Source organism: Flavobacterium chilense (assembly GCF_001602525.1).
Lineage (GTDB): Bacteria > Bacteroidota > Bacteroidia > Flavobacteriales > Flavobacteriaceae > Flavobacterium > Flavobacterium chilense.
Genome location: NZ_LSYT01000007.1, coordinates 206,568 through 223,817 on the forward strand (window position 1 = coordinate 206,568; position 17,250 = coordinate 223,817).

Genomic DNA, 17,250 nt, shown 5'->3' on the forward strand with positions numbered 1-17,250 from the left:
GACATCTCACATTTTTCATTTCACATCTTACTCAGAATAAACTTCCCCACGATGCGGTTTTAAAGTGTCTCTCACCTGAATCATATTCTCATCCGTGACAACCATAAATGCTGTTGCATGCATATCGTTTATAATTTTAAATCCTGTAATATTTAAAGGTAGCTTTTCAATTGCTATAAATTCTTTCAGATGAATTTCGTGATGTTCAGCTGTTTTTGCAGAAGCAGGTCCGCGAAAATCCCAAATCAGTTTTATTTTTCTTGACATTGTTTTTAAGGTGCAAAGGTTCAGAGATGCAAAGGTACAAAGTCTGTTTGGAAAATAGGTACTGAGATTCTGAGATGCTAAGGTTCTAAGTTTTTTTTTCTGTAGAGACATACTGTAGTGTGTCTAACTATTGTTAAAAGAAAATCTTTTAATCTAAATAAATCAAGTTTGCTAAAAAATAATTATGCAATCTGCCTAGACTTGTGCTAATCTGCGTGCAAATTTTACGCTAGAGATAAAATCTCATTTTAAAATGTTATTTTTGCGTCTTCTTTTCATAGAAAGAAAAGCTAATAAATAAGATACAATGCCAAGAGAACTTTTACTTCAGGTAACGCCAGAAATAGCTGCGAACGAATTGCTGCTAAAAGACTATTTGTCTAAACAAATAAAAGTTTCTCCTGTAGAAATTCAGCACATCTCAATTTTAAAACGTTCAATTGATGCACGTCAGAAAGCTATAAAAATCAACCTGAAAGTTCTTATATATTTAAAAGGAGAGCCTTTTCAGGAAACTAAAATTGAGCTTCCTAATTATAAAGATGTTTCATCAGCTCAGGAAGTAATTGTAGTTGGGGCAGGACCAGCCGGACTTTTTGCCGCTTTACAATTAATCGAATTAGGCTTAAAGCCAATTGTACTCGAACGTGGAAAAGATGTTCGTGGCCGCCGACGTGATTTGAAAGCAATAAATGTAGAGCATATTGTAAATGAAGATTCGAATTATTGTTTTGGAGAAGGAGGCGCAGGAACTTATTCTGATGGTAAATTGTATACACGTTCTAAAAAACGTGGTGATGTAACCCGCATTTTAGAGCTTTTAGTAGCATTTGGTGCTTCAGACGATATTTTGGTCGAAGCGCATCCGCATATTGGAACAAATAAATTGCCTAAAATTATCGAAGACATCCGAAATAAAATTATAGAATTTGGTGGTCAGGTTTTGTTTGATACCAGGGTTACAGATATTTTAGTAAAAAATAATGAAGTTGAAGGTATAGTAACTCAAAACGAAGATAAGATTCTTGCTAATAAATTGATATTAGCAACCGGACATTCGGCGCGAGATATTTTTGAATTATTAGATAAAAAGAAAATTTTTATTGAGGCAAAACCTTTTGCTTTAGGAGTTCGTGCAGAACATTCGCAGCAGTTAATCGATAGTATTCAGTACAGTTGTGATTATCGTGGCGAACATTTACCGCCAGCTCCCTATTCGATTGTAAAACAGGTTAACGGCCGTGGTATGTATTCTTTTTGTATGTGCCCGGGTGGTGTAATTGCGCCTTGTGCAACAAGTCCGGGCGAGGTGGTTACAAATGGCTGGTCGCCATCTAAACGTGATCAGGCAACGGCAAACTCAGGAATTGTTATCGAACTGAAACTGGAAGATTTTAAACCATTTGCAAAATTTGGGGCTTTGGCCGGAATGGAATTCCAAAAAAGTATCGAACAAAAAGCATGGTATTTGGCTGGACAAACCCAAAAAGTTCCGGCACAACGAATGGTTGATTTTACACAAAATAAAGTTTCTGCTGATATTCCGAAAACCTCTTATGTTCCCGGAACAACTTCGGTTGAAATGGGACAGGTTTTTCCGGGATTTTTATCGCAGATTCTGCGTGAAGGTTTTAAAGAATTCGGAAAATCAATGCGTGGTTATTTGACCAATGAAGCTATTTTGCATGCACCGGAAAGCCGAACGTCATCGCCAGTGAGAATTCCCAGAGATGCTCAGACTTTACAGCATTTGCAAATAAAAGGATTGTATCCTTGTGGAGAAGGAGCCGGATATGCAGGAGGAATTATTTCTGCAGCAATTGATGGTGAAAAATGTGCTTTGATGATTGCTGAATCTTTGAAGTAGTTTGTTCATTGGTTTGTCATAAAAATAGCACTATATTTGAAGTTTTGGTTATAATATTATTTCGGAATTTCAAATATGACACTACAAGATATTGAAACAAAATATGGATTTCAATTCCCCGCTTTATACAAACAACTAGATGCTGATGGCATGCTAAATGTTGGGGAATATGGGCCTGATTGGTATACTTTTGTTTACCCAACATTAAAAGATAATCCACCGTTGCTTTTGCATTCTTATGATTTTGAATTACTGAATTTAAAATCAGTTGATGAAGAAATAGCTTATATTACTGGTTCTGATGATTATCGAAACATAGATAAAGAATTTAAGTTTATTCCGTTTGCAAAAAGTGGAGGAGGAGATGACTATTGCTTTTTTCTAAATGGAGGAGATGATGCGAATATACCAATAGTTTATGTTTACCATGATGCAAATGAAGTGGATTATCTGGCAAAGAATCTTCAGGATTTTATTTTTAAAATGCTGTTAACCGATATGTCAAATCAGGATATTTATAACGAGGTTTCTGATGAAGAGTTTCGAAATGATATTGAATCAGTATTTAAATCTCATCATAAGTACTTAACAGAGGAACAAAATCGTCTTTTGAGACATATGTTAAAACGGGAGATTATCGATTATGAAATTGTTTTTCCTAACATGAAAGAGCCTGCACGAGGATTATTGACTGATATTGAACTGAAAAACCTCCTGAATAATATAATTCCTTTTGAAAACATGGATCAGAGTTTTAAATATTCGAGCGAATGGTAATAAAGGAAACTTTAAAATAATTTCTAAAATAAGATTGCAATGGGCTTCTTTTCTATTTTTTTTGGCAGAAACAATGATCCAAAATCAATAATTTCTTTTGATGTTATAGATTCAATTTACGGATGCTTATATCATGAGTCAAATAGTATTGAATTTAAAATGAAAGGGATTCATGATTCTGTATCGGTTAATTTATATTCATTTCCGTATTCGCTGGATCATGAAGATGGAAGAGCAGAAATCAAGAAAGCAGGTTTTGATAATGCCTATGAAGTTCTAAATGAAGTTTATAAAAAAAACGATATTGGAGTTCTTTCTGATGAAATTATACAGCAGGGTTTAGAGTATGATTTTATACATATTCAGTTTTATTCAGAACCAAGCCCTGAAGCAAAAAAATATCTTAAGCATGTTCTGAATAATTTTATCATTTTCTTTTGCTGTACCAATAGTTTAGAAACAAATGATTTTAAAATTTTATATTCCGGCAGTTATTTTTTAGACTATACAGAAGGTTTGCTGGGAGCTGAACAGCTGGATGTAAATAAGCCTAAAAACGAAACTCAGGAAATTGGGGTTAAAGATTTTAAATTGGTTTTGCAGGCAATTTGTCAGTATTTAAATATCGAAATTCCGGAAAGTGTAGAGCTTCCTTCGCAGGAAAATTTATTGCCGGAAGATGTCGAAGTTACTCAGGAAATTTTTGAGGAGTTTATTGGGTTGGTTTCAAGAGGAAATGTTGAAGAAAAAGAACTTAAAAAACAATCTAAAAAGCTTTTGAAAAATTTAAAAAAAGAATCAAAAGACTATCACAATATAGTTGATGGGCATTGGGAATTTTTTGAAAGTATTAATTGTTGGAACAGTGACTGGAAATTTGATCCCGAAGACGCAGAGTATTTTATCTCTGAAATGATTGGTGAAGATCTTAATTTCGAATATCCGGAAGAAACTTACAGTCATGATTTGTTTCCTTATATACAATCGGCTTTAGAAAAACGTGATCTTGAACTAATGAGTTATGATACACATGGAGATAATTATTTGTTTTTTGTCGCCAATAAAAATGATGTTGGCAGAATTTTAGAATTGTCTGAGTTAACAAAAATTGAAGTTGATCAGTTGTAAACTAAACTTAGTTGTAATTTGTCTTTTTTGAGAAAAAGGTATAAAAAATGATTGTTTTTTTTGCGTGAGGGATAGGAGCAGTCCGCCGCAGCGGAGCGGATAGCCCGACAGCAATATAAAAAGGAGGCGACTAAGCGATTTGCATAGTCGCCTCCTTTTTATATTGGTGGCACGCCCAAATTATTATTTATGGAATTAAAATGATTTTTCCGGTACTTTTTCGGCTTTCAAGATAATCGTGCGCCAGTTTTCCTTCGGATAATTTAAAGGATGTTGGTTCTGAAAGTGTAATCTTTCCTTCGATTATCCAATTAAATAACTGACTGGATCTTTTGATTCGTTCTTCTTTTGAATTTAAATAGCTCCATAGATCTCCACCGGTTAGGGTTTTAGAAGTGTCCATTAGCATTCTTGGATTTACAGGTTCAGGATCTCCGCCAGCCATCCCGAAGAAAACCACCTGACCACATTCTTTGGTAACCTCAAAACTAGTGGTTAAGGTGCTTCCAATGCTATCGTAAACGACATCTACGCCTTTTGGAATTGTTTTTAATACCTCAGATTTCCAATCGTCATTATATAGAAAAACATGATCTGCACCTTTTTCGATAGCGACTTTTGCTTTGTCTGAAGATGAGGTTAAGCCAATGACATTTGCGCCTAATGATTTACTGATTTGTGTTAGAATCTGACCTACTCCTCCGGCAACAGCATGTATTAGAACCGTTTCTCCCGGAGTTGTTTTATGGCTGTCAGTGGCTAGATATTGTGCTGTTAAACCTTGTAATAAGATTGCAGCAGCGGTTTCAAAAGAAATGGCTTCAGGTAAAGGAAGCACATGATTAATGTTTACAGCAACCAATTCGGCATTAGCAAAAGGAATATCAGCAAAAGCTACACGATCTCCAATTTTATATTCGGGATGATTATTGGCATCCACAACAATTCCGGCACCTTCATATCCGGCAATAAAAGGCGGATTTCCTTTTAAATGATAGTTTCCTTTTCGTCTGTAAACATCGGCAAAGTTTAATCCGATTGCTTTCATTTCGACCAAAATCTCATCGCTTTTTAATTCAGGATTCGGAATTTCGATATATTCTAAAACATCAGAATTTCCGAATGTAGAGAAGGTAAGTGCTTTCATTTTTTAATTAAATTATGGAATACAAAGTACGTGAAAATTCATTTTTTACAGCCACAGATTCAAAAAGATTAAATAGATTTTATGAATCGATGGTTTGAAATAATTAGATTTTAGGGAATTTCATTTCGTTGAATGTGCTTTTTTGCGAGGCTAGTTTTTCAATATCCTGCCATTTTCTTGGAGACTCAGCAGAAAGATTTTCGTATGAATCTTTTGTAATTGCGAGATCATCTTCGATACGAACACCTATATTCCACCATTTTTTGTCGCACTTACTATTTGCCGGAATGTAGATTCCGGGTTCAACAGTGAGGATCATATTTTCTTTTAGATTGCTCATGTAATTTCCTTTATCATGAACATCTAAGCCAAGAAAATGGGAACAGGCATGAGGATAGTAAAGTCTCACATCTTTAGGATCTGTAATAATTCCTAATTTGATCAATCCGTTTGTGATTATTTCTTTTGCTTTTTGATTCAGGTTCTGAATTGGAGTTCCGGGTTTGCAAATTTTGAAAACTTCTTCCTGAGCATCATAAACAAGTTGATAAATGGCTTTTTGCTCTTCGGTAAATTTTCCGTTTGCCGGAATTGTTCTTGTAACATCGGCAGAATAACCATGATATTCAGATCCAACATCCATTAACAATAACTGATTGTCAATTTTTGTAGCGTTGTTTTCTCCATAATGTAAAATACATCCGTTTGCTCCGGCGCCTACAATTGGCGGATAACCTTCGCCCTCGGCACCATAATGTCTGTGAATATAAGCGTGGATTCCGTCAGCTTCATTTTCGCTCATGTCCGGACCAACAGCTTTCATTACTTCATTGTGTGCAATGCAGGAAAGTTTAACAGTTTTACGCATTAAATCCATTTCTTCAGGTGTTTTAATTTCCCGAAGCGTGTTGGTGATGGAGGTAAAAAGATCTGTTGAGTTTTCGTTTTCTTTGATAATTCCGAATTTCGATTTAAAAGTTTCCAATAAGCCATAAAGATCAAATCCGCTTTTATCATTGCCGATATCTGTTGGGATTTTATCGTAAATTAACTTGTCAAATTTTTTAAAATCAATAGAGAAATCTTTAAAATCTTTTCCGTTATAAACGTTGGTAAAGCCTAATTTAGATTTTGCACCTTCGGTTCCTAAGCGTCTTCCGGTCCATGTTTCTTTGCTGGCATTTCTTTCTCTGACAAATAGAACTTCATTGTATTTGTCGTTTCCCTGAGTTTCTTTAAAAATTAATAAAACAGCATCCGGTTCTTTGTAACCTGTTAGATAATACAGATCCGGGTTTTGATGGTAATTGTAATTAATGTCTTTTGAGAAAACTCTTTCGGGATAAGAAAAAATAACAGCTACCGAATTGGCAGGCATTAGATTTCTGAAAGCCTCACGTCGTCCTTTATGAAACTCTTTTGAAAGATAATCTGTTGGTAAATTTTCCTGAGACTGAATCTGAGAAAATGTAATGAATAATGCAAATAGTGAAAAGAATTGCTTCATTTTATGGTTTTTAAAGTTAGTTTGCTTTTGCAAATTACAAAAAATATAAATTGTTATTACAGAAAAATACGACATAAAAAAACCGTCTATTTTCATAGACGGCAACTAATATTAACCAAGATAAAGTACTGTTATTTCTTTTTGAGTTTGTCTTTAAAGACTTTTTCAAATTTTTCTATTTTAGGCTGAATGACCATTTTACAATACGGTTGATTTTTATTGTTGGCATAATAATTCTGGTGATAATCTTCGGCTTTATAGAAAGCTTTAAAAGGTTCTACTTTTGTGACAATCGGACTGCTGTATACTTTTGCTTTGTTTAGTTCTGAAATAATACTTTCGGCAGCATTTTTTTGCTCCGCATTTTTATAAAAAATAACAGAACGGTATTGGGTTCCAACATCTGCACCTTGTCGGTTTAATGTTGTTGGATCGTGAACGGTAAAGAAAACCTTAAAGATTTCGTTTATATCGGTTACATTTTTATCATAAGTAATCTGAACAACTTCGGCATGACCGGTTGTCCCGGTACAAACTTCTTCATAAGTAGGATTGGCAACTTTTCCTCCTGAAAAACCTGATACAACAGATTTTACTCCGTCTAAATTTTCATAAACGGCTTCAACACACCAATAACAGCCTCCGCCAAGTGTAATGGTTTCTAAGTTCGGGGCGCTTTTTGTTTTATTATTTTGTGCAAACCCATTTAAGGAAAGTGCAAACAGTGCAATCAAAACTATATTTTTCATATCTGTATTATTTATGATCAGGAACAAAATCAAGGGCAATCGAATTCATGCAATAGCGTTTTCCGGTTGGTGCAGGACCATCATCAAACAAATGGCCTAAATGTCCGCCGCAACGACCGCAAAGGGCTTCGATACGCTCCATTCCAAGAGAATTATCATTTTTATAAACCACGCTGTTTTTATTGTCTTGTTCAAAAAAGCTTGGCCATCCGCAACTGCTGGCAAATTTAGCACCAGAGCGAAAAAGTTTATTACCGCATGAAGCACAATAATAAGTTCCTTTTTCGTCCGTATTCCAGTATTTTCCGGTAAAAGGTCTTTCAGTATCTGCATTTCGCATTACGTCGTAAACATCTTCTGGTAGTACTTTTTTCCATTCGGCATTACTTACATGAAGTTTAGTGGTATCTGTATTTGAATAATAAGGATTGCCTGGTTTACTTATTTTATTTTCCATAGCTACAGTTTTGGTATTTTGTTTTTTTGCATTTTGCCCGCATGCCTGCAAAATAAAGAGCGGAATTAAAAAGCAAAGGCTGAAGATTTGAGTTTTTGTTTTCATTGTTTTTGAGTGCTTTAATTCTGTGATTTCAAAGATACAACGAGATTTCACCCTGAAATGACGTGTACCTGACAATTGAGATTTTTTTAAGTATGTTTTAACGTTTTATTATTTACGTAAAACAAAGAGATTTAGTTTTTAAGGCTTGTTTTTAAAGGTTTTTTTAAGTTAAATTATTTGTATTTGGCTGCTAGTCAGTTTTTTGTAAAACCAGGTGCTCGTTAAACTTTTCACAATCTCCTATAAGATTTTCAAGCCATTTCTTTTTTCGTATTTTTGTTTGATCAATAAGCCTTATGATAGAAGAAAACGTAATACTAGTAAATCAAAATGATGAGCAGATTGGCTTAATGCCAAAATTAGAAGCACATGAAAAGGCCGTTTTGCACCGTGCTTTTTCGGTTTTTATTTTAAATGATAAAAATGAAATTATGCTGCAGCAACGTGCTCATCAAAAATACCACTCACCTTTACTCTGGACAAACACATGTTGTAGTCATCAACGCGAAGGTGAAACAAATATAGAAGCCGGAAGCCGAAGATTGTTTGAAGAAATGGGTTTTAAAACAGAATTGAAAGAGCTTTTTCATTTTATTTATAAAGCGCCTTTTGATAATGGTTTAACAGAGCATGAACTCGATCATGTTATGATTGGTTATTATAATGATGAACCAGCCATAAATCCGGAAGAAGTAGAAGCCTGGAAATGGATGAGTATTGAAAATGTAAAAGCCGATATAGCAAAACAGCCTGAAATTTATACCGTATGGTTTAAAATAATTTTTGATGAATTTGATCACTATTTAGAAGATCATAAGCTTTAACCCAAGACTAACCAACCCAATAATGAAAGTAACCATATCAAGAAAAGCACATTTTAATGCTGCACATCGATTGCACAGAAAAGATTGGACATTTGAAAAAAACGATGCTGTTTTTGGAAAATGCAATAACCCCAATTTTCATGGTCATAATTATGGTTTAACAGTAAGTGTTACAGGAAAAATTGACCCGGAAACTGGTTTTGTTTTAGATGTGAAAGTATTAGCGGATATTATACGAGATGAAGTAGAAATACCGTTTGATCACAAAAACCTGAATCTGGATGTTCCGGAATTTCAGGATTTGAATCCAACTGCTGAAAATATTGCCGTTGTGATATGGAATAAAATTAAAAAAAGAATTCAGCCTGATTTTGACTTAGAAATCGTTCTGAATGAAACGGACCGCAATTTTGTAACTTATAAAGGAGAAGAATAAATGTCATTAAAAATAGGAGATATAGTTCCGAATTTTACTGCAAAAGATAGTCATGGAGAAGTTTTTGAAAGCCAAAGTGTTTTGGGACGAAAACCTCTGGTGATTTATTTTTACCCAAAAGATAATACACCGGGCTGCACTACTGAAGCCTGTAGTTTTAGAGATCAATATGAAGATTTTAAGGATTTAGGCGCTGAGGTTATTGGTATAAGCAGCGATAGTGTAAAATCACATCATAAATTTGCCAGCAAACACCAATTGCCTTTTATACTTTTGTCTGATCAGGATAAAAAGTTACGACACCTTTTTGGGGTTCGTAATAATTTATTTGGTCTTTTACCGGGAAGAGTAACATATGTTATCGATAAAAATGGTGTTGTTATTTTAATTTTTGACAGTATGAATGCCGGAAAGCATATTCCCAAAGCACTCGAAACAGTCAAAGAATTAATGTTATAGAAAAAATCAAAATTAATATAGGTATTAGCCTAAAAAACGTATTTATGAAGCCACAATTATATCCTTTACAATTTGAACCTATTCTGAAAGACAGAATTTGGGGAGGAGAAAAACTAAAGACGATTCTTAATAAACCCATTACTTCAAAAATTACTGGCGAAAGTTGGGAGCTATCTACTGTTGAAGGCGATGTAAGTGTGGTGTCAAACGGAATTTTGAAAGGAAAATCATTAATGGATCTTATTGATGAAAAACCAAACGAAATTTTAGGTACAAAAGTTTATTCCCGATTCGGGAAACAATTTCCGTTACTTTTTAAATATCTGGACGCACGTGAAGATCTTTCGATTCAGGTACATCCAAATGATAAATTAGCCAAAGAACGTCATAACTCGTTTGGTAAAACCGAAATGTGGTATGTAATGCAAGCCGATCCTGATTCCAGAATTATTGTTGGTTTTAAAGAAAATTCCAGTAAAGAGGAATATTTAAAGCATTTGCACGATAAAACATTAGTTTCAATTTTAGATGATGTAAAAGCAAAAGCAGGTGATGTTTTCTTTTTAGAAACAGGAACTGTTCATGCCATTGGAGCGGGTTTAGTAGTAGCTGAAATTCAGCAAACTTCTGATATTACCTATCGTTTGTATGACTTTGACAGAAAAGATGCTCAGGGAAACACCAGAGAACTTCATGTAGATTTGGCTCTGGATGCCATAAATTACAATAAGGTTGACACGCAAAAGAAATACGAATCAAAAGCGAATACATCAAATGTTGTAGTTGATTGTCCTTATTTTACAACCAATTTTATTCCGTTAGAAGATAAGGCAGAGGTTTCTAAATCAGGAGAGACTTTTACTGTTTACATGTGTATTGAAGGAAGTTTTGAAATCGAATATGATGGTTTTAAGCAAACCTATATAAAAGGAGATACCGTTTTGGTTCCTGCTGAGATAAATACATTTATTTTGAATGGAAAAGCTTCAATTTTAGAAATTTACATTTCATAGCACTTAATATAAAGATTATGTGTACTTTTGCAGACGCAAATTAAAATTATAATAAAAATGGCAAACGTTAAGAATTTAAAGAAAGACATCAATTTTGTATTAGGAGATATTATTGAGGCAGTTTACTTGTTTGAGATGTCAACAACAGGAAATCCTACTCCGGAAACGAATGCTTTAGTAGATGAAGCGATCACTGCTTTTGATACTTTGATCACAAAAGTGAATGCTAAGAACGTTGAAAATAAAAAAGCACACTTCAAACAAATCAATGTTGAGTTGGAAGAAACTGCTAATCAATTGATTGCTAAAATCAACGAATTGTAAGCAAAAAAAGTATAAAAAAAGGGCAAATTTATTTTGGTAAAAACGAAAAACCGCTTTATATTTGCACCCGTAATGAGGCCGATGTAGCTCAGCTGGCTAGAGCAGCTGATTTGTAATCAGCAGGTCGTGGGTTCGAGTCCCTCTATCGGCTCAAACAAAAACCATCACAGAAATGTGGTGGTTTTTTTAATAATAAAGAGAGGTGTGAAATTTTTTTTGGAATTATAAAAAACAATTTTATCTTTGCACCCGGAAAATAGGCCGATGTAGCTCAGCTGGCTAGAGCAGCTGATTTGTAATCAGCAGGTCGTGGGTTCGAGTCCCTCTATCGGCTCAACGAAAAACCATCACATTGTGATGGTTTTTTTTGCTCTAAACTGAAAAGTTATGAATTCTAAAGGTAGATTTATTTAAGGTAAAAATGTAAGTATAATTTTCTTATGTTTGTTACTTAACCAAAACATAATAAACCATGGAAGAAACTTCAGTTTTTGAAAAATTTGAGTTGCAGCTCGACCAAACTGCAAAAGACTTTTTAAAAGAAACCGCAAAATGGGCTTATTTCTTGTCTATTTTAGGTTTTGTTGGTATTGGATTAATGGTTCTGCTTGCTGTTTTTGCAGGATCTATTTTTGGGGCAATGGGAGCTATGCCTGGTATGAGAGGAATGGGAGGAGGATCCTTTGGGGCTCTTATTGGTGTATTCTATTTCTTTATTGCAGCCCTTTATTTTTTTCCAGTATATTACTTGAATAAATTTGCTACAAATGCAAAGAAAGCTTTCAGGGAAAATGATACAGAAGCATTAACGACTTCTTTAGGATATCTTAAATCACATTATAAATTTGTTGGTATTTTGATGCTTTCGATATTGGTATTGTATGCACTGATCTTTGTGCTGGGGATTTTCGGAGCCTTATTAGGAAGATAATGCTGTTTCAGATAAAATGTCTTTAAATCTCAAATTCGATTTGTAATATTGGTTGTAAAACGGTTTGTAGTTAAAGAATTCGATCTGGAATTTATATAAAAAAAACGTCCTGAATTTTCAGGACGTTTTTTATGAGTTTAAGAATTATTTTTGTTGTTCTTTTTTAATATCAGCAACATATTTGGTTAGCTTTTTTCCGTATAAAGAGTTGGCTACTTTTGGAGTCATTGATTTTTGAATCGTGTCCAAAAATTTGACATTAATATCGTAAATCTCTGCTAAAGCAATATAAGGCGCTATTTCGTGATCTTTGTGGTTAAGAGCAAAGTTGGTAGCGTACAAATATTTTCTTTTGATGTTGGATTCTTCTTTTGCATTAATACTGTCAATAGCTTTTTGATCTTGTCTTTTGATTGCTTTAAATTTTGGTTCAACAAAAGAAAGGCTCTCATCATTAAAACGGGAATTTATTTTCTTGTACTCATCATACAATTCCTGATTTTTAGATCCTGTAATTTTAGCGTCAAAAATAAAATTATCTAAACTGGTGTTAATAGTAAGATTTCCAGGCTCTGCAAAAAACATAATATTGTTATCTTTTGAGTTTGTTACGCCACGATCCAGAAATAAATAAAGCATCTCCGGAGATTCTAATTTAATATCTCTTTCGAAAGAAGAGTTTCCATCGATTTTGATACTGTCTATTGCAACAAGTGAGGTATCAACAACTCTTTGAATATATAAAGTCCCATTTTTTAAGCCTTTTATGTTTCCTGTAAGGTGTAAATTATCGGTTGATTCTTTTTTGCTACAAGATGCCAGTAATGCAAGTGTAACAAAGGCAATAATTGATTTTTTCATTGGTTTTTTAGATTTTGGTGCAAAATAAAGAAAATAGTTTGAATGTGATGAGGTTTGTAAAAAAAATAAATCCCAATCTAATTTCTAAATTGGGATTTGTTATTTTTATAAGAATTAGGGTGTTACATTACCAGGTTGTATGTAGATCCGTTTTCGTGTGTGTAAGTGTATTTGCTATCGCAATCATTATTTCCATAATCAACAACCCCATTTAGTAGACCGCCCTGAACTTTTAATTTTCCTTTCGAAATAAATTCGCAGGAATATTTTTTAATCAAAGATTCCTGAACTGTTAATGTCAAAGTTCCGCCGTTTGAATCCGCTATAGTATGGGTTCCTTCTGTCATTTCGTAAACATTGTCGTCCAGAACAAAAGGAGTGTCAACGCCTGCAGTTTGTTTTACAGTCCAGCTTCCGGAACTAAGGTAAACCCTTCCAACTAAATCAGTAAATTTTCCTCCGGTAACTTTTCTGCTCCATTGAGGTACTGTAGCGACAGTTGTTGTATTGGTGTATTCAATAGTACCTGCCAGTTTTATTCCGTTGATCGAATAGTCGATTCTTTCAATTGTCATTTTGCTTCCTGTTGTAGTTATAGGACCGGAAAGTGTAATTTTTAATTTTCCTTTTCTGGTGATTAAGTTATCGGTACAGCCGGTGGTTCCGTAATCTACAGTAAATACTTTTGGATAAGATGTTGTGCTTTCCTGAACTACTGTAATAGTGGCGCAAATTCCGGGTGTAGTTTCTGTTGATTTGGTTGTTGCGGCACTTTTTGTTGAAACAATTAATCCGGTTTTAATGTCCATTTCATTGGTGGCGTCAATAGCAATTGAAGCTCCTACCGATGAAACATCAGCCTGCTTGCTGCTGTCGTCGTTGCTTGAGCATGAAACGTAGGTTAGTCCTGTTGCACAAATTGTTAGAAGTAAAAAAAGACTCTTTTTCATAGTAGTTTGGGGTTTAAGGTTAGATTAATAAGGCATTCAAATGTAATAAAAAAAACGAATTGTAATAAAAAAATCCTGTAAGCAGAGCCTACAGGATTTTATAACGTATATATGAATCAAAAAATTATTTGATCATCTCAAAACTTCTTTTAACAAAAGCAGTTAAAGCTTCTCCTTTTAATAGGTTTTGCGATAATTTTGCTAAGTCTAAAGCCTGTTTTACCAAATGTTCCTGATGTGTTTTGTCTTCAGTATTCAGGATGTTTGTTGCCAGATCAGAGTTGGTGTTTACAACCAGGTTGTACATCTCTGGCATATTGCCCATTCCGAACATTCCGCCGCCGCCAGACTGGCTCATTTCTTTCATTCTACGCATAAATTCAGGTTGCGTAATGATAAATGGAGCTGCCTGACTATCCATTGCTTCCAGTTGTACGCTGTAAGCTTTAGGGATATAAGCTTCTAATGAAGTTTTTAAAGTTGCTTTTTCTTCATCAGACAATTTTGAAATTGTGTTTTCGTCTTTTTTGATTAAGTTATCAATATGATCAGAATCTACACGAACAAAAGTTACATCTTTATTGTCGTTTTCGATTTTTTGAATCAAATGCGAAATAATCGGAGAATCTAAAAGCAATACTTCGTATCCTTTTTCTTTTGCTGTTTCAATATAAGAGTGTTGTGCTTCTTTGTTTCCAGCATATAGAACTACAAGTTTACCATCTTTATCAGTTTGGTTTTCTTTTAGTTTTTCTTTTAATTCCTCTAAAGTAAAGTAAGTATTGTCTACAGTAGGATATAAAACAAATGCGCCTGCTTTTTCGTAGAATTTATCTTCAGAAAGCATTCCGTATTCTAAAACAATTTTAATGTCGTTCCATTTTTCTTCAAAATCAGCACGGTTTTCATTAAATAAAGCTTTTAGTTTATCCGCAACTTTACGTGTGATGTAGTTTGAAATTTTCTTAACTGCACCATCAGCTTGTAATCCTGAACGGGAAACGTTCAACGGGATATCCGGTGAATCAATTACACCTTTTAACATCGTCAAAAATTCAGGTACAATTCCTTCTACATTATCAGTAACATAAACCTGGTTTTGGTACAACTGAATTTTATCTTTCTGAATTTGCATATCCGTACCTAATTTAGGGAAATATAAAATTCCTGTCAGGTTAAACGGATAATCTACGTTTAAGTGAATATTGAATAACGGATCTTCAAATTGCATAGGATACAGCTCTCTGTAGAAGTTTTTGTAATCTTCTTCAGATAATTCAGATGGTTGTTTTGTCCATGCCGGATTTGGGTTGTTGATGATATTGTCAACTTCGATTGTTTCGTTTACGTAATCTTCAGGAGCATCTTCCGGTTTTGGAAGTGTTTCTGTTCTTGTTCCGAATTTAATCGGAATAGGCATGAATTTGTTGTACTTGCTTAATAATCCGCTGATTTTTGAATCTTCTAAAAATTCAAGTGAGTCCTCAGCAATATGCAGGATGATTTCTGTACCACGTGAAGTTTTGTCAGCCGGCTCTAAAGTGAACTCCGGGCTTCCGTCGCATGTCCAGTGTGCAGCTGGCTCATCTTTGTATGATTTAGTAATGATTTCTACTTTTTCAGCAACCATAAATGCAGAGTAGAATCCAAGACCAAAATGACCAATAATTCCCGAATCTTTAGCAGAATCTTTGTATTTATCCAAGAATTCTTCAGCTCCGGAAAAAGCAACCTGATTGATGTATTTTTCTACTTCATCAGCTGTCATTCCTAACCCCTGGTCAATAATGTGGATTTTTTTTCCTTCTTTGTCAACTTTGATTTCGATAACCGGATTGCCGTATTCTACTTTAGCTTCGCCAATACTAATAAGGTGTTTTAGTTTTAAAGTGGCGTCTGTTCCATTTGAAACCAGCTCACGTAAAAAGATTTCGTGATCGCTGTACAAGAACTTTTTGATTAAGGGAAAGATGTTTTCAACCGAAACATTAATTTTACCTGTTGTCATATTTTTTTTATTTTTTGAGTTTAAAGTGATGATTTTCATTTCTTCAAATAGAATACCAATGTTTTTTTGGGTGACAAAATGGCGCAAGTGTTAATCTTGAAAGAAAATAATCGGATTTTACAACAGAAGATATTCCAATGAATTGTATCTTTGTGGTATAATAATTGTTAAATCTGTAAGTAATTAACTTAAAAATGTACAAAATGAAGAAAATTATTTTCATTTGCATGATCGCCACGATGTTATTCGCGTGTAAATCAGCTTCGTCTACAACTGCTTCAACTGAAGGCACTACACTATCGACTAAACTTGACAGACCTACTCAAGTAGCTATTAAAGGAAATTGGGTATTAACCAACGTATCTTATCCTGGTTCAGAATATATCAAAGTAAATTCTTTTGATCTTGCTGATTCTAAATGTTTTATTGGCAGTACCTGGAACTTTATTTCAAACAATAATAAAGGTTCAATGGCTTTAAATGCACCAAGCTGTACTGGTTTTAATTCGCCAATTGTTTGGAGTATCAACAATCAGGGAATGTTTGTTCTAAAAATTCTTGATGCTGGTATAAAAGCAAAAAAAGTGAGAGATGGTTACTTACTAAAAGTAGCTGGTTTAACTGATAATTCTTTTCAGTTAATTGACAATATCAATGTTGGTGGACAAGTTAAAGACGTTACTTACCAATTTCAAAGAGCCAATTAAAATTAAAAACAGATAATATGAAAAAGATAAAAGTATTAGGTTTGAGTAGTTTACTTGTAATAGCTAGTTTTTTTACAAGTTGCGATTCAGTTAAAAATGCAAATAATACACAAAAAGGAGCCGGAATTGGAGTAGTTGCCGGTGGGATAATTGGTGGTATTTTAGGAAATAATTTAGGACATGGCGGAAACGCTGCTTTGGGTGCTGCTATTGGTGCTGCTGTTGGTGGTGGAACTGGTGCTCTTATTGGAAACAAAATGGATAAACAAGCACGTGAAATTGATCAGGCTTTACCAGGTGCATCTGTAGAAAGAGTAGGTGAAGGAATTCACTTAACATTAAACGAAAATGCTGTTCGTTTTGATACTAATAAATCAACTCTTACTGCTCAGGCTAAAACTAATTTAGATAAATTGGTCCCTGTATTTAATGAATACGGAGATACTGATATTCAGATTTTTGGTTATACTGATAATACAGGTAAACCAGAATATAACTTAACGCTTTCAGGACAAAGAGCAGCTTCTGTGCAGGCTTATTTAGTTTCAAAAGGATTAAAATCAAGCCGTTTTAAAACTTCAGGTTTAGGTATTGTAGATCCAATTGCAACAAATGATACTCCGGAAGGAAGAGCTCAAAACCGTCGTGTAGAGTTTTCTATTACAGCAAACGACAAAATGGTAAACGATGCTAAAGCTCAGGCTGGAAAATAGTTTTCAAACGCAATAAAATT

Annotated in this window: 19 protein-coding genes and 2 tRNA genes; 13 read left to right on the top strand and 8 right to left on the bottom strand. The window is 34.1% G+C overall.

Features of this window, described 5'->3' with window-relative positions:
* Window positions 1-27 precede the first annotated feature (27 nt).
* Window positions 28-267 carry a hypothetical protein gene (locus A4F88_RS17245; protein WP_068843875.1) on the bottom strand — a complete coding sequence of 80 codons (240 nt, stop codon included), beginning with the start codon at window positions 265-267 and terminating at the stop codon, window positions 28-30.
* Between the two features lie 307 nt (window positions 268-574).
* Here A4F88_RS17245 and A4F88_RS17250 point away from each other — a divergent pair, with 307 nt between their 5' ends.
* From A4F88_RS17250 to A4F88_RS17260, 3 genes are all read left to right on the top strand, one after another.
* Complete coding sequence (locus tag A4F88_RS17250) at window positions 575-2,134, top strand: NAD(P)/FAD-dependent oxidoreductase (protein WP_068843876.1); 1,560 nt, start codon at window positions 575-577, stop codon at window positions 2,132-2,134.
* A gap of 75 nt (window positions 2,135-2,209) precedes the next feature.
* Window positions 2,210-2,911, top strand: a complete 702-nt coding sequence (locus A4F88_RS17255) for an SMI1/KNR4 family protein (protein ID WP_068843877.1) — start codon at window positions 2,210-2,212, stop codon at window positions 2,909-2,911.
* Window positions 2,912-2,950: 39 nt separating this feature from the next.
* On the top strand, window positions 2,951-4,039 hold the full coding sequence (locus tag A4F88_RS17260; RefSeq protein ID WP_068843878.1) for a DUF6630 family protein: 1,089 nt from the start codon (window positions 2,951-2,953) through the stop codon (window positions 4,037-4,039).
* A 187-nt stretch (window positions 4,040-4,226) separates the two neighbouring features.
* On the opposite strand, the gene A4F88_RS17265 is transcribed toward A4F88_RS17260, so the two are convergent.
* The 4 genes from A4F88_RS17265 to msrB form a co-directional block, all read right to left on the bottom strand.
* A complete protein-coding gene (locus A4F88_RS17265; protein WP_068843879.1) occupies window positions 4,227-5,186 on the bottom strand; it encodes a quinone oxidoreductase family protein in 960 nt (319 codons plus the stop codon).
* Between the two features lie 103 nt (window positions 5,187-5,289).
* Window positions 5,290-6,693: an aminopeptidase P N-terminal domain-containing protein gene (locus A4F88_RS17270; RefSeq protein WP_068843880.1), complete on the bottom strand. Its 1,404-nt coding sequence runs from the start codon at window positions 6,691-6,693 to the stop codon at window positions 5,290-5,292.
* A 131-nt stretch (window positions 6,694-6,824) separates the two neighbouring features.
* On the bottom strand, window positions 6,825-7,442 hold the full coding sequence (gene msrA, locus A4F88_RS17275; protein WP_073075442.1) for a peptide-methionine (S)-S-oxide reductase MsrA: 618 nt from the start codon (window positions 7,440-7,442) through the stop codon (window positions 6,825-6,827).
* Window positions 7,443-7,449: 7 nt separating this feature from the next.
* Entirely contained in the window at window positions 7,450-8,004 is a 555-nt protein-coding gene (msrB, locus tag A4F88_RS17280) for a peptide-methionine (R)-S-oxide reductase MsrB (protein ID WP_068843881.1), read from the bottom strand.
* 296 nt (window positions 8,005-8,300) lie between these two features.
* On the opposite strand from msrB, the gene idi reads away from it, so the two are divergent.
* The 8 genes from idi (at window position 8,301) to A4F88_RS17320 (ending at window position 11,991) form a co-directional block, all read left to right on the top strand.
* A complete protein-coding gene (gene idi / locus A4F88_RS17285; protein WP_068843882.1) occupies window positions 8,301-8,828 on the top strand; it encodes an isopentenyl-diphosphate Delta-isomerase in 528 nt (175 codons plus the stop codon).
* Between the two features lie 22 nt (window positions 8,829-8,850).
* Window positions 8,851-9,264 carry a 6-pyruvoyl trahydropterin synthase family protein gene (locus A4F88_RS17290; RefSeq protein WP_068843883.1) on the top strand — a complete coding sequence of 138 codons (414 nt, stop codon included), beginning with the start codon at window positions 8,851-8,853 and terminating at the stop codon, window positions 9,262-9,264.
* On the top strand, window positions 9,265-9,723 hold the full coding sequence (locus A4F88_RS17295; protein ID WP_068843884.1) for a peroxiredoxin: 459 nt from the start codon (window positions 9,265-9,267) through the stop codon (window positions 9,721-9,723).
* Between the two features lie 44 nt (window positions 9,724-9,767).
* Window positions 9,768-10,736: a type I phosphomannose isomerase catalytic subunit gene (locus A4F88_RS17300; RefSeq protein WP_068843885.1), complete on the top strand. Its 969-nt coding sequence runs from the start codon at window positions 9,768-9,770 to the stop codon at window positions 10,734-10,736.
* A 57-nt stretch (window positions 10,737-10,793) separates the two neighbouring features.
* Window positions 10,794-11,060 carry a hypothetical protein gene (locus tag A4F88_RS17305; RefSeq protein WP_068843886.1) on the top strand — a complete coding sequence of 89 codons (267 nt, stop codon included), beginning with the start codon at window positions 10,794-10,796 and terminating at the stop codon, window positions 11,058-11,060.
* A 77-nt stretch (window positions 11,061-11,137) separates the two neighbouring features.
* Window positions 11,138-11,211, top strand: a tRNA-Thr gene (locus tag A4F88_RS17310).
* Window positions 11,212-11,320: 109 nt separating this feature from the next.
* Window positions 11,321-11,394: transfer RNA gene (locus tag A4F88_RS17315), tRNA-Thr, on the top strand.
* Window positions 11,395-11,532: 138 nt separating this feature from the next.
* On the top strand, window positions 11,533-11,991 hold the full coding sequence (locus A4F88_RS17320) for a hypothetical protein (protein WP_068843887.1): 459 nt from the start codon (window positions 11,533-11,535) through the stop codon (window positions 11,989-11,991).
* Between the two features lie 144 nt (window positions 11,992-12,135).
* Here A4F88_RS17320 and A4F88_RS17325 read toward each other — a convergent pair whose 3' ends face one another.
* The 3 genes from A4F88_RS17325 to htpG form a co-directional block, all read right to left on the bottom strand.
* Entirely contained in the window at window positions 12,136-12,852 is a 717-nt protein-coding gene (locus A4F88_RS17325; protein WP_068843888.1) for a DUF4369 domain-containing protein, read from the bottom strand.
* A 122-nt stretch (window positions 12,853-12,974) separates the two neighbouring features.
* Window positions 12,975-13,802: a hypothetical protein gene (locus A4F88_RS17330; RefSeq protein WP_068843889.1), complete on the bottom strand. Its 828-nt coding sequence runs from the start codon at window positions 13,800-13,802 to the stop codon at window positions 12,975-12,977.
* Between the two features lie 124 nt (window positions 13,803-13,926).
* On the bottom strand, window positions 13,927-15,810 hold the full coding sequence (gene htpG / locus A4F88_RS17335; RefSeq protein ID WP_068844053.1) for a molecular chaperone HtpG: 1,884 nt from the start codon (window positions 15,808-15,810) through the stop codon (window positions 13,927-13,929).
* A 203-nt stretch (window positions 15,811-16,013) separates the two neighbouring features.
* Here htpG and A4F88_RS17340 point away from each other — a divergent pair, with 203 nt between their 5' ends.
* Both A4F88_RS17340 and A4F88_RS17345 read left to right on the top strand, forming a co-directional pair.
* Window positions 16,014-16,517: a lipocalin family protein gene (locus A4F88_RS17340; RefSeq protein WP_068844055.1), complete on the top strand. Its 504-nt coding sequence runs from the start codon at window positions 16,014-16,016 to the stop codon at window positions 16,515-16,517.
* A 17-nt stretch (window positions 16,518-16,534) separates the two neighbouring features.
* Window positions 16,535-17,230 (top strand): YiaD family glycine zipper/OmpA-like lipoprotein, encoded by a 696-nt coding sequence (locus A4F88_RS17345; protein ID WP_068843890.1) that lies wholly within the window; start codon window positions 16,535-16,537, stop codon window positions 17,228-17,230.
* Window positions 17,231-17,250: the final 20 nt, after the last annotated feature.

Excerpts from the sequence above, each read along its gene's own strand:
- idi (WP_068843882.1), top strand. The coding sequence starts at position 8,301 with ATGATAGAAGAAAACGTAATACTAGTAAATCAAAATGATGAGCAGATT.
- A4F88_RS17270 (WP_068843880.1), bottom strand. The coding sequence starts at position 6,693 with ATGAAGCAATTCTTTTCACTATTTGCATTATTCATTACATTTTCTCAG.
- A4F88_RS17290 (WP_068843883.1), top strand. The coding sequence starts at position 8,851 with ATGAAAGTAACCATATCAAGAAAAGCACATTTTAATGCTGCACATCGA.
- A4F88_RS17260 (WP_068843878.1), top strand. The coding sequence starts at position 2,951 with ATGGGCTTCTTTTCTATTTTTTTTGGCAGAAACAATGATCCAAAATCA.
- A4F88_RS17300 (WP_068843885.1), top strand. The coding sequence starts at position 9,768 with ATGAAGCCACAATTATATCCTTTACAATTTGAACCTATTCTGAAAGAC.
- A4F88_RS17340 (WP_068844055.1), top strand. The coding sequence starts at position 16,014 with ATGAAGAAAATTATTTTCATTTGCATGATCGCCACGATGTTATTCGCG.
- A4F88_RS17245 (WP_068843875.1), bottom strand. The coding sequence starts at position 267 with ATGTCAAGAAAAATAAAACTGATTTGGGATTTTCGCGGACCTGCTTCT.
- msrA (WP_073075442.1), bottom strand. The coding sequence starts at position 7,442 with ATGAAAAATATAGTTTTGATTGCACTGTTTGCACTTTCCTTAAATGGG.
- A4F88_RS17345 (WP_068843890.1), top strand. The coding sequence starts at position 16,535 with ATGAAAAAGATAAAAGTATTAGGTTTGAGTAGTTTACTTGTAATAGCT.
- A4F88_RS17255 (WP_068843877.1), top strand. The coding sequence starts at position 2,210 with ATGACACTACAAGATATTGAAACAAAATATGGATTTCAATTCCCCGCT.
- htpG (WP_068844053.1), bottom strand. The coding sequence starts at position 15,810 with ATGACAACAGGTAAAATTAATGTTTCGGTTGAAAACATCTTTCCCTTA.
- A4F88_RS17295 (WP_068843884.1), top strand. The coding sequence starts at position 9,265 with ATGTCATTAAAAATAGGAGATATAGTTCCGAATTTTACTGCAAAAGAT.
- A4F88_RS17265 (WP_068843879.1), bottom strand. The coding sequence starts at position 5,186 with ATGAAAGCACTTACCTTCTCTACATTCGGAAATTCTGATGTTTTAGAA.
- A4F88_RS17330 (WP_068843889.1), bottom strand. The coding sequence starts at position 13,802 with ATGAAAAAGAGTCTTTTTTTACTTCTAACAATTTGTGCAACAGGACTA.
- A4F88_RS17250 (WP_068843876.1), top strand. The coding sequence starts at position 575 with ATGCCAAGAGAACTTTTACTTCAGGTAACGCCAGAAATAGCTGCGAAC.
- A4F88_RS17325 (WP_068843888.1), bottom strand. The coding sequence starts at position 12,852 with ATGAAAAAATCAATTATTGCCTTTGTTACACTTGCATTACTGGCATCT.
- A4F88_RS17305 (WP_068843886.1), top strand. The coding sequence starts at position 10,794 with ATGGCAAACGTTAAGAATTTAAAGAAAGACATCAATTTTGTATTAGGA.
- msrB (WP_068843881.1), bottom strand. The coding sequence starts at position 8,004 with ATGAAAACAAAAACTCAAATCTTCAGCCTTTGCTTTTTAATTCCGCTC.
- A4F88_RS17320 (WP_068843887.1), top strand. The coding sequence starts at position 11,533 with ATGGAAGAAACTTCAGTTTTTGAAAAATTTGAGTTGCAGCTCGACCAA.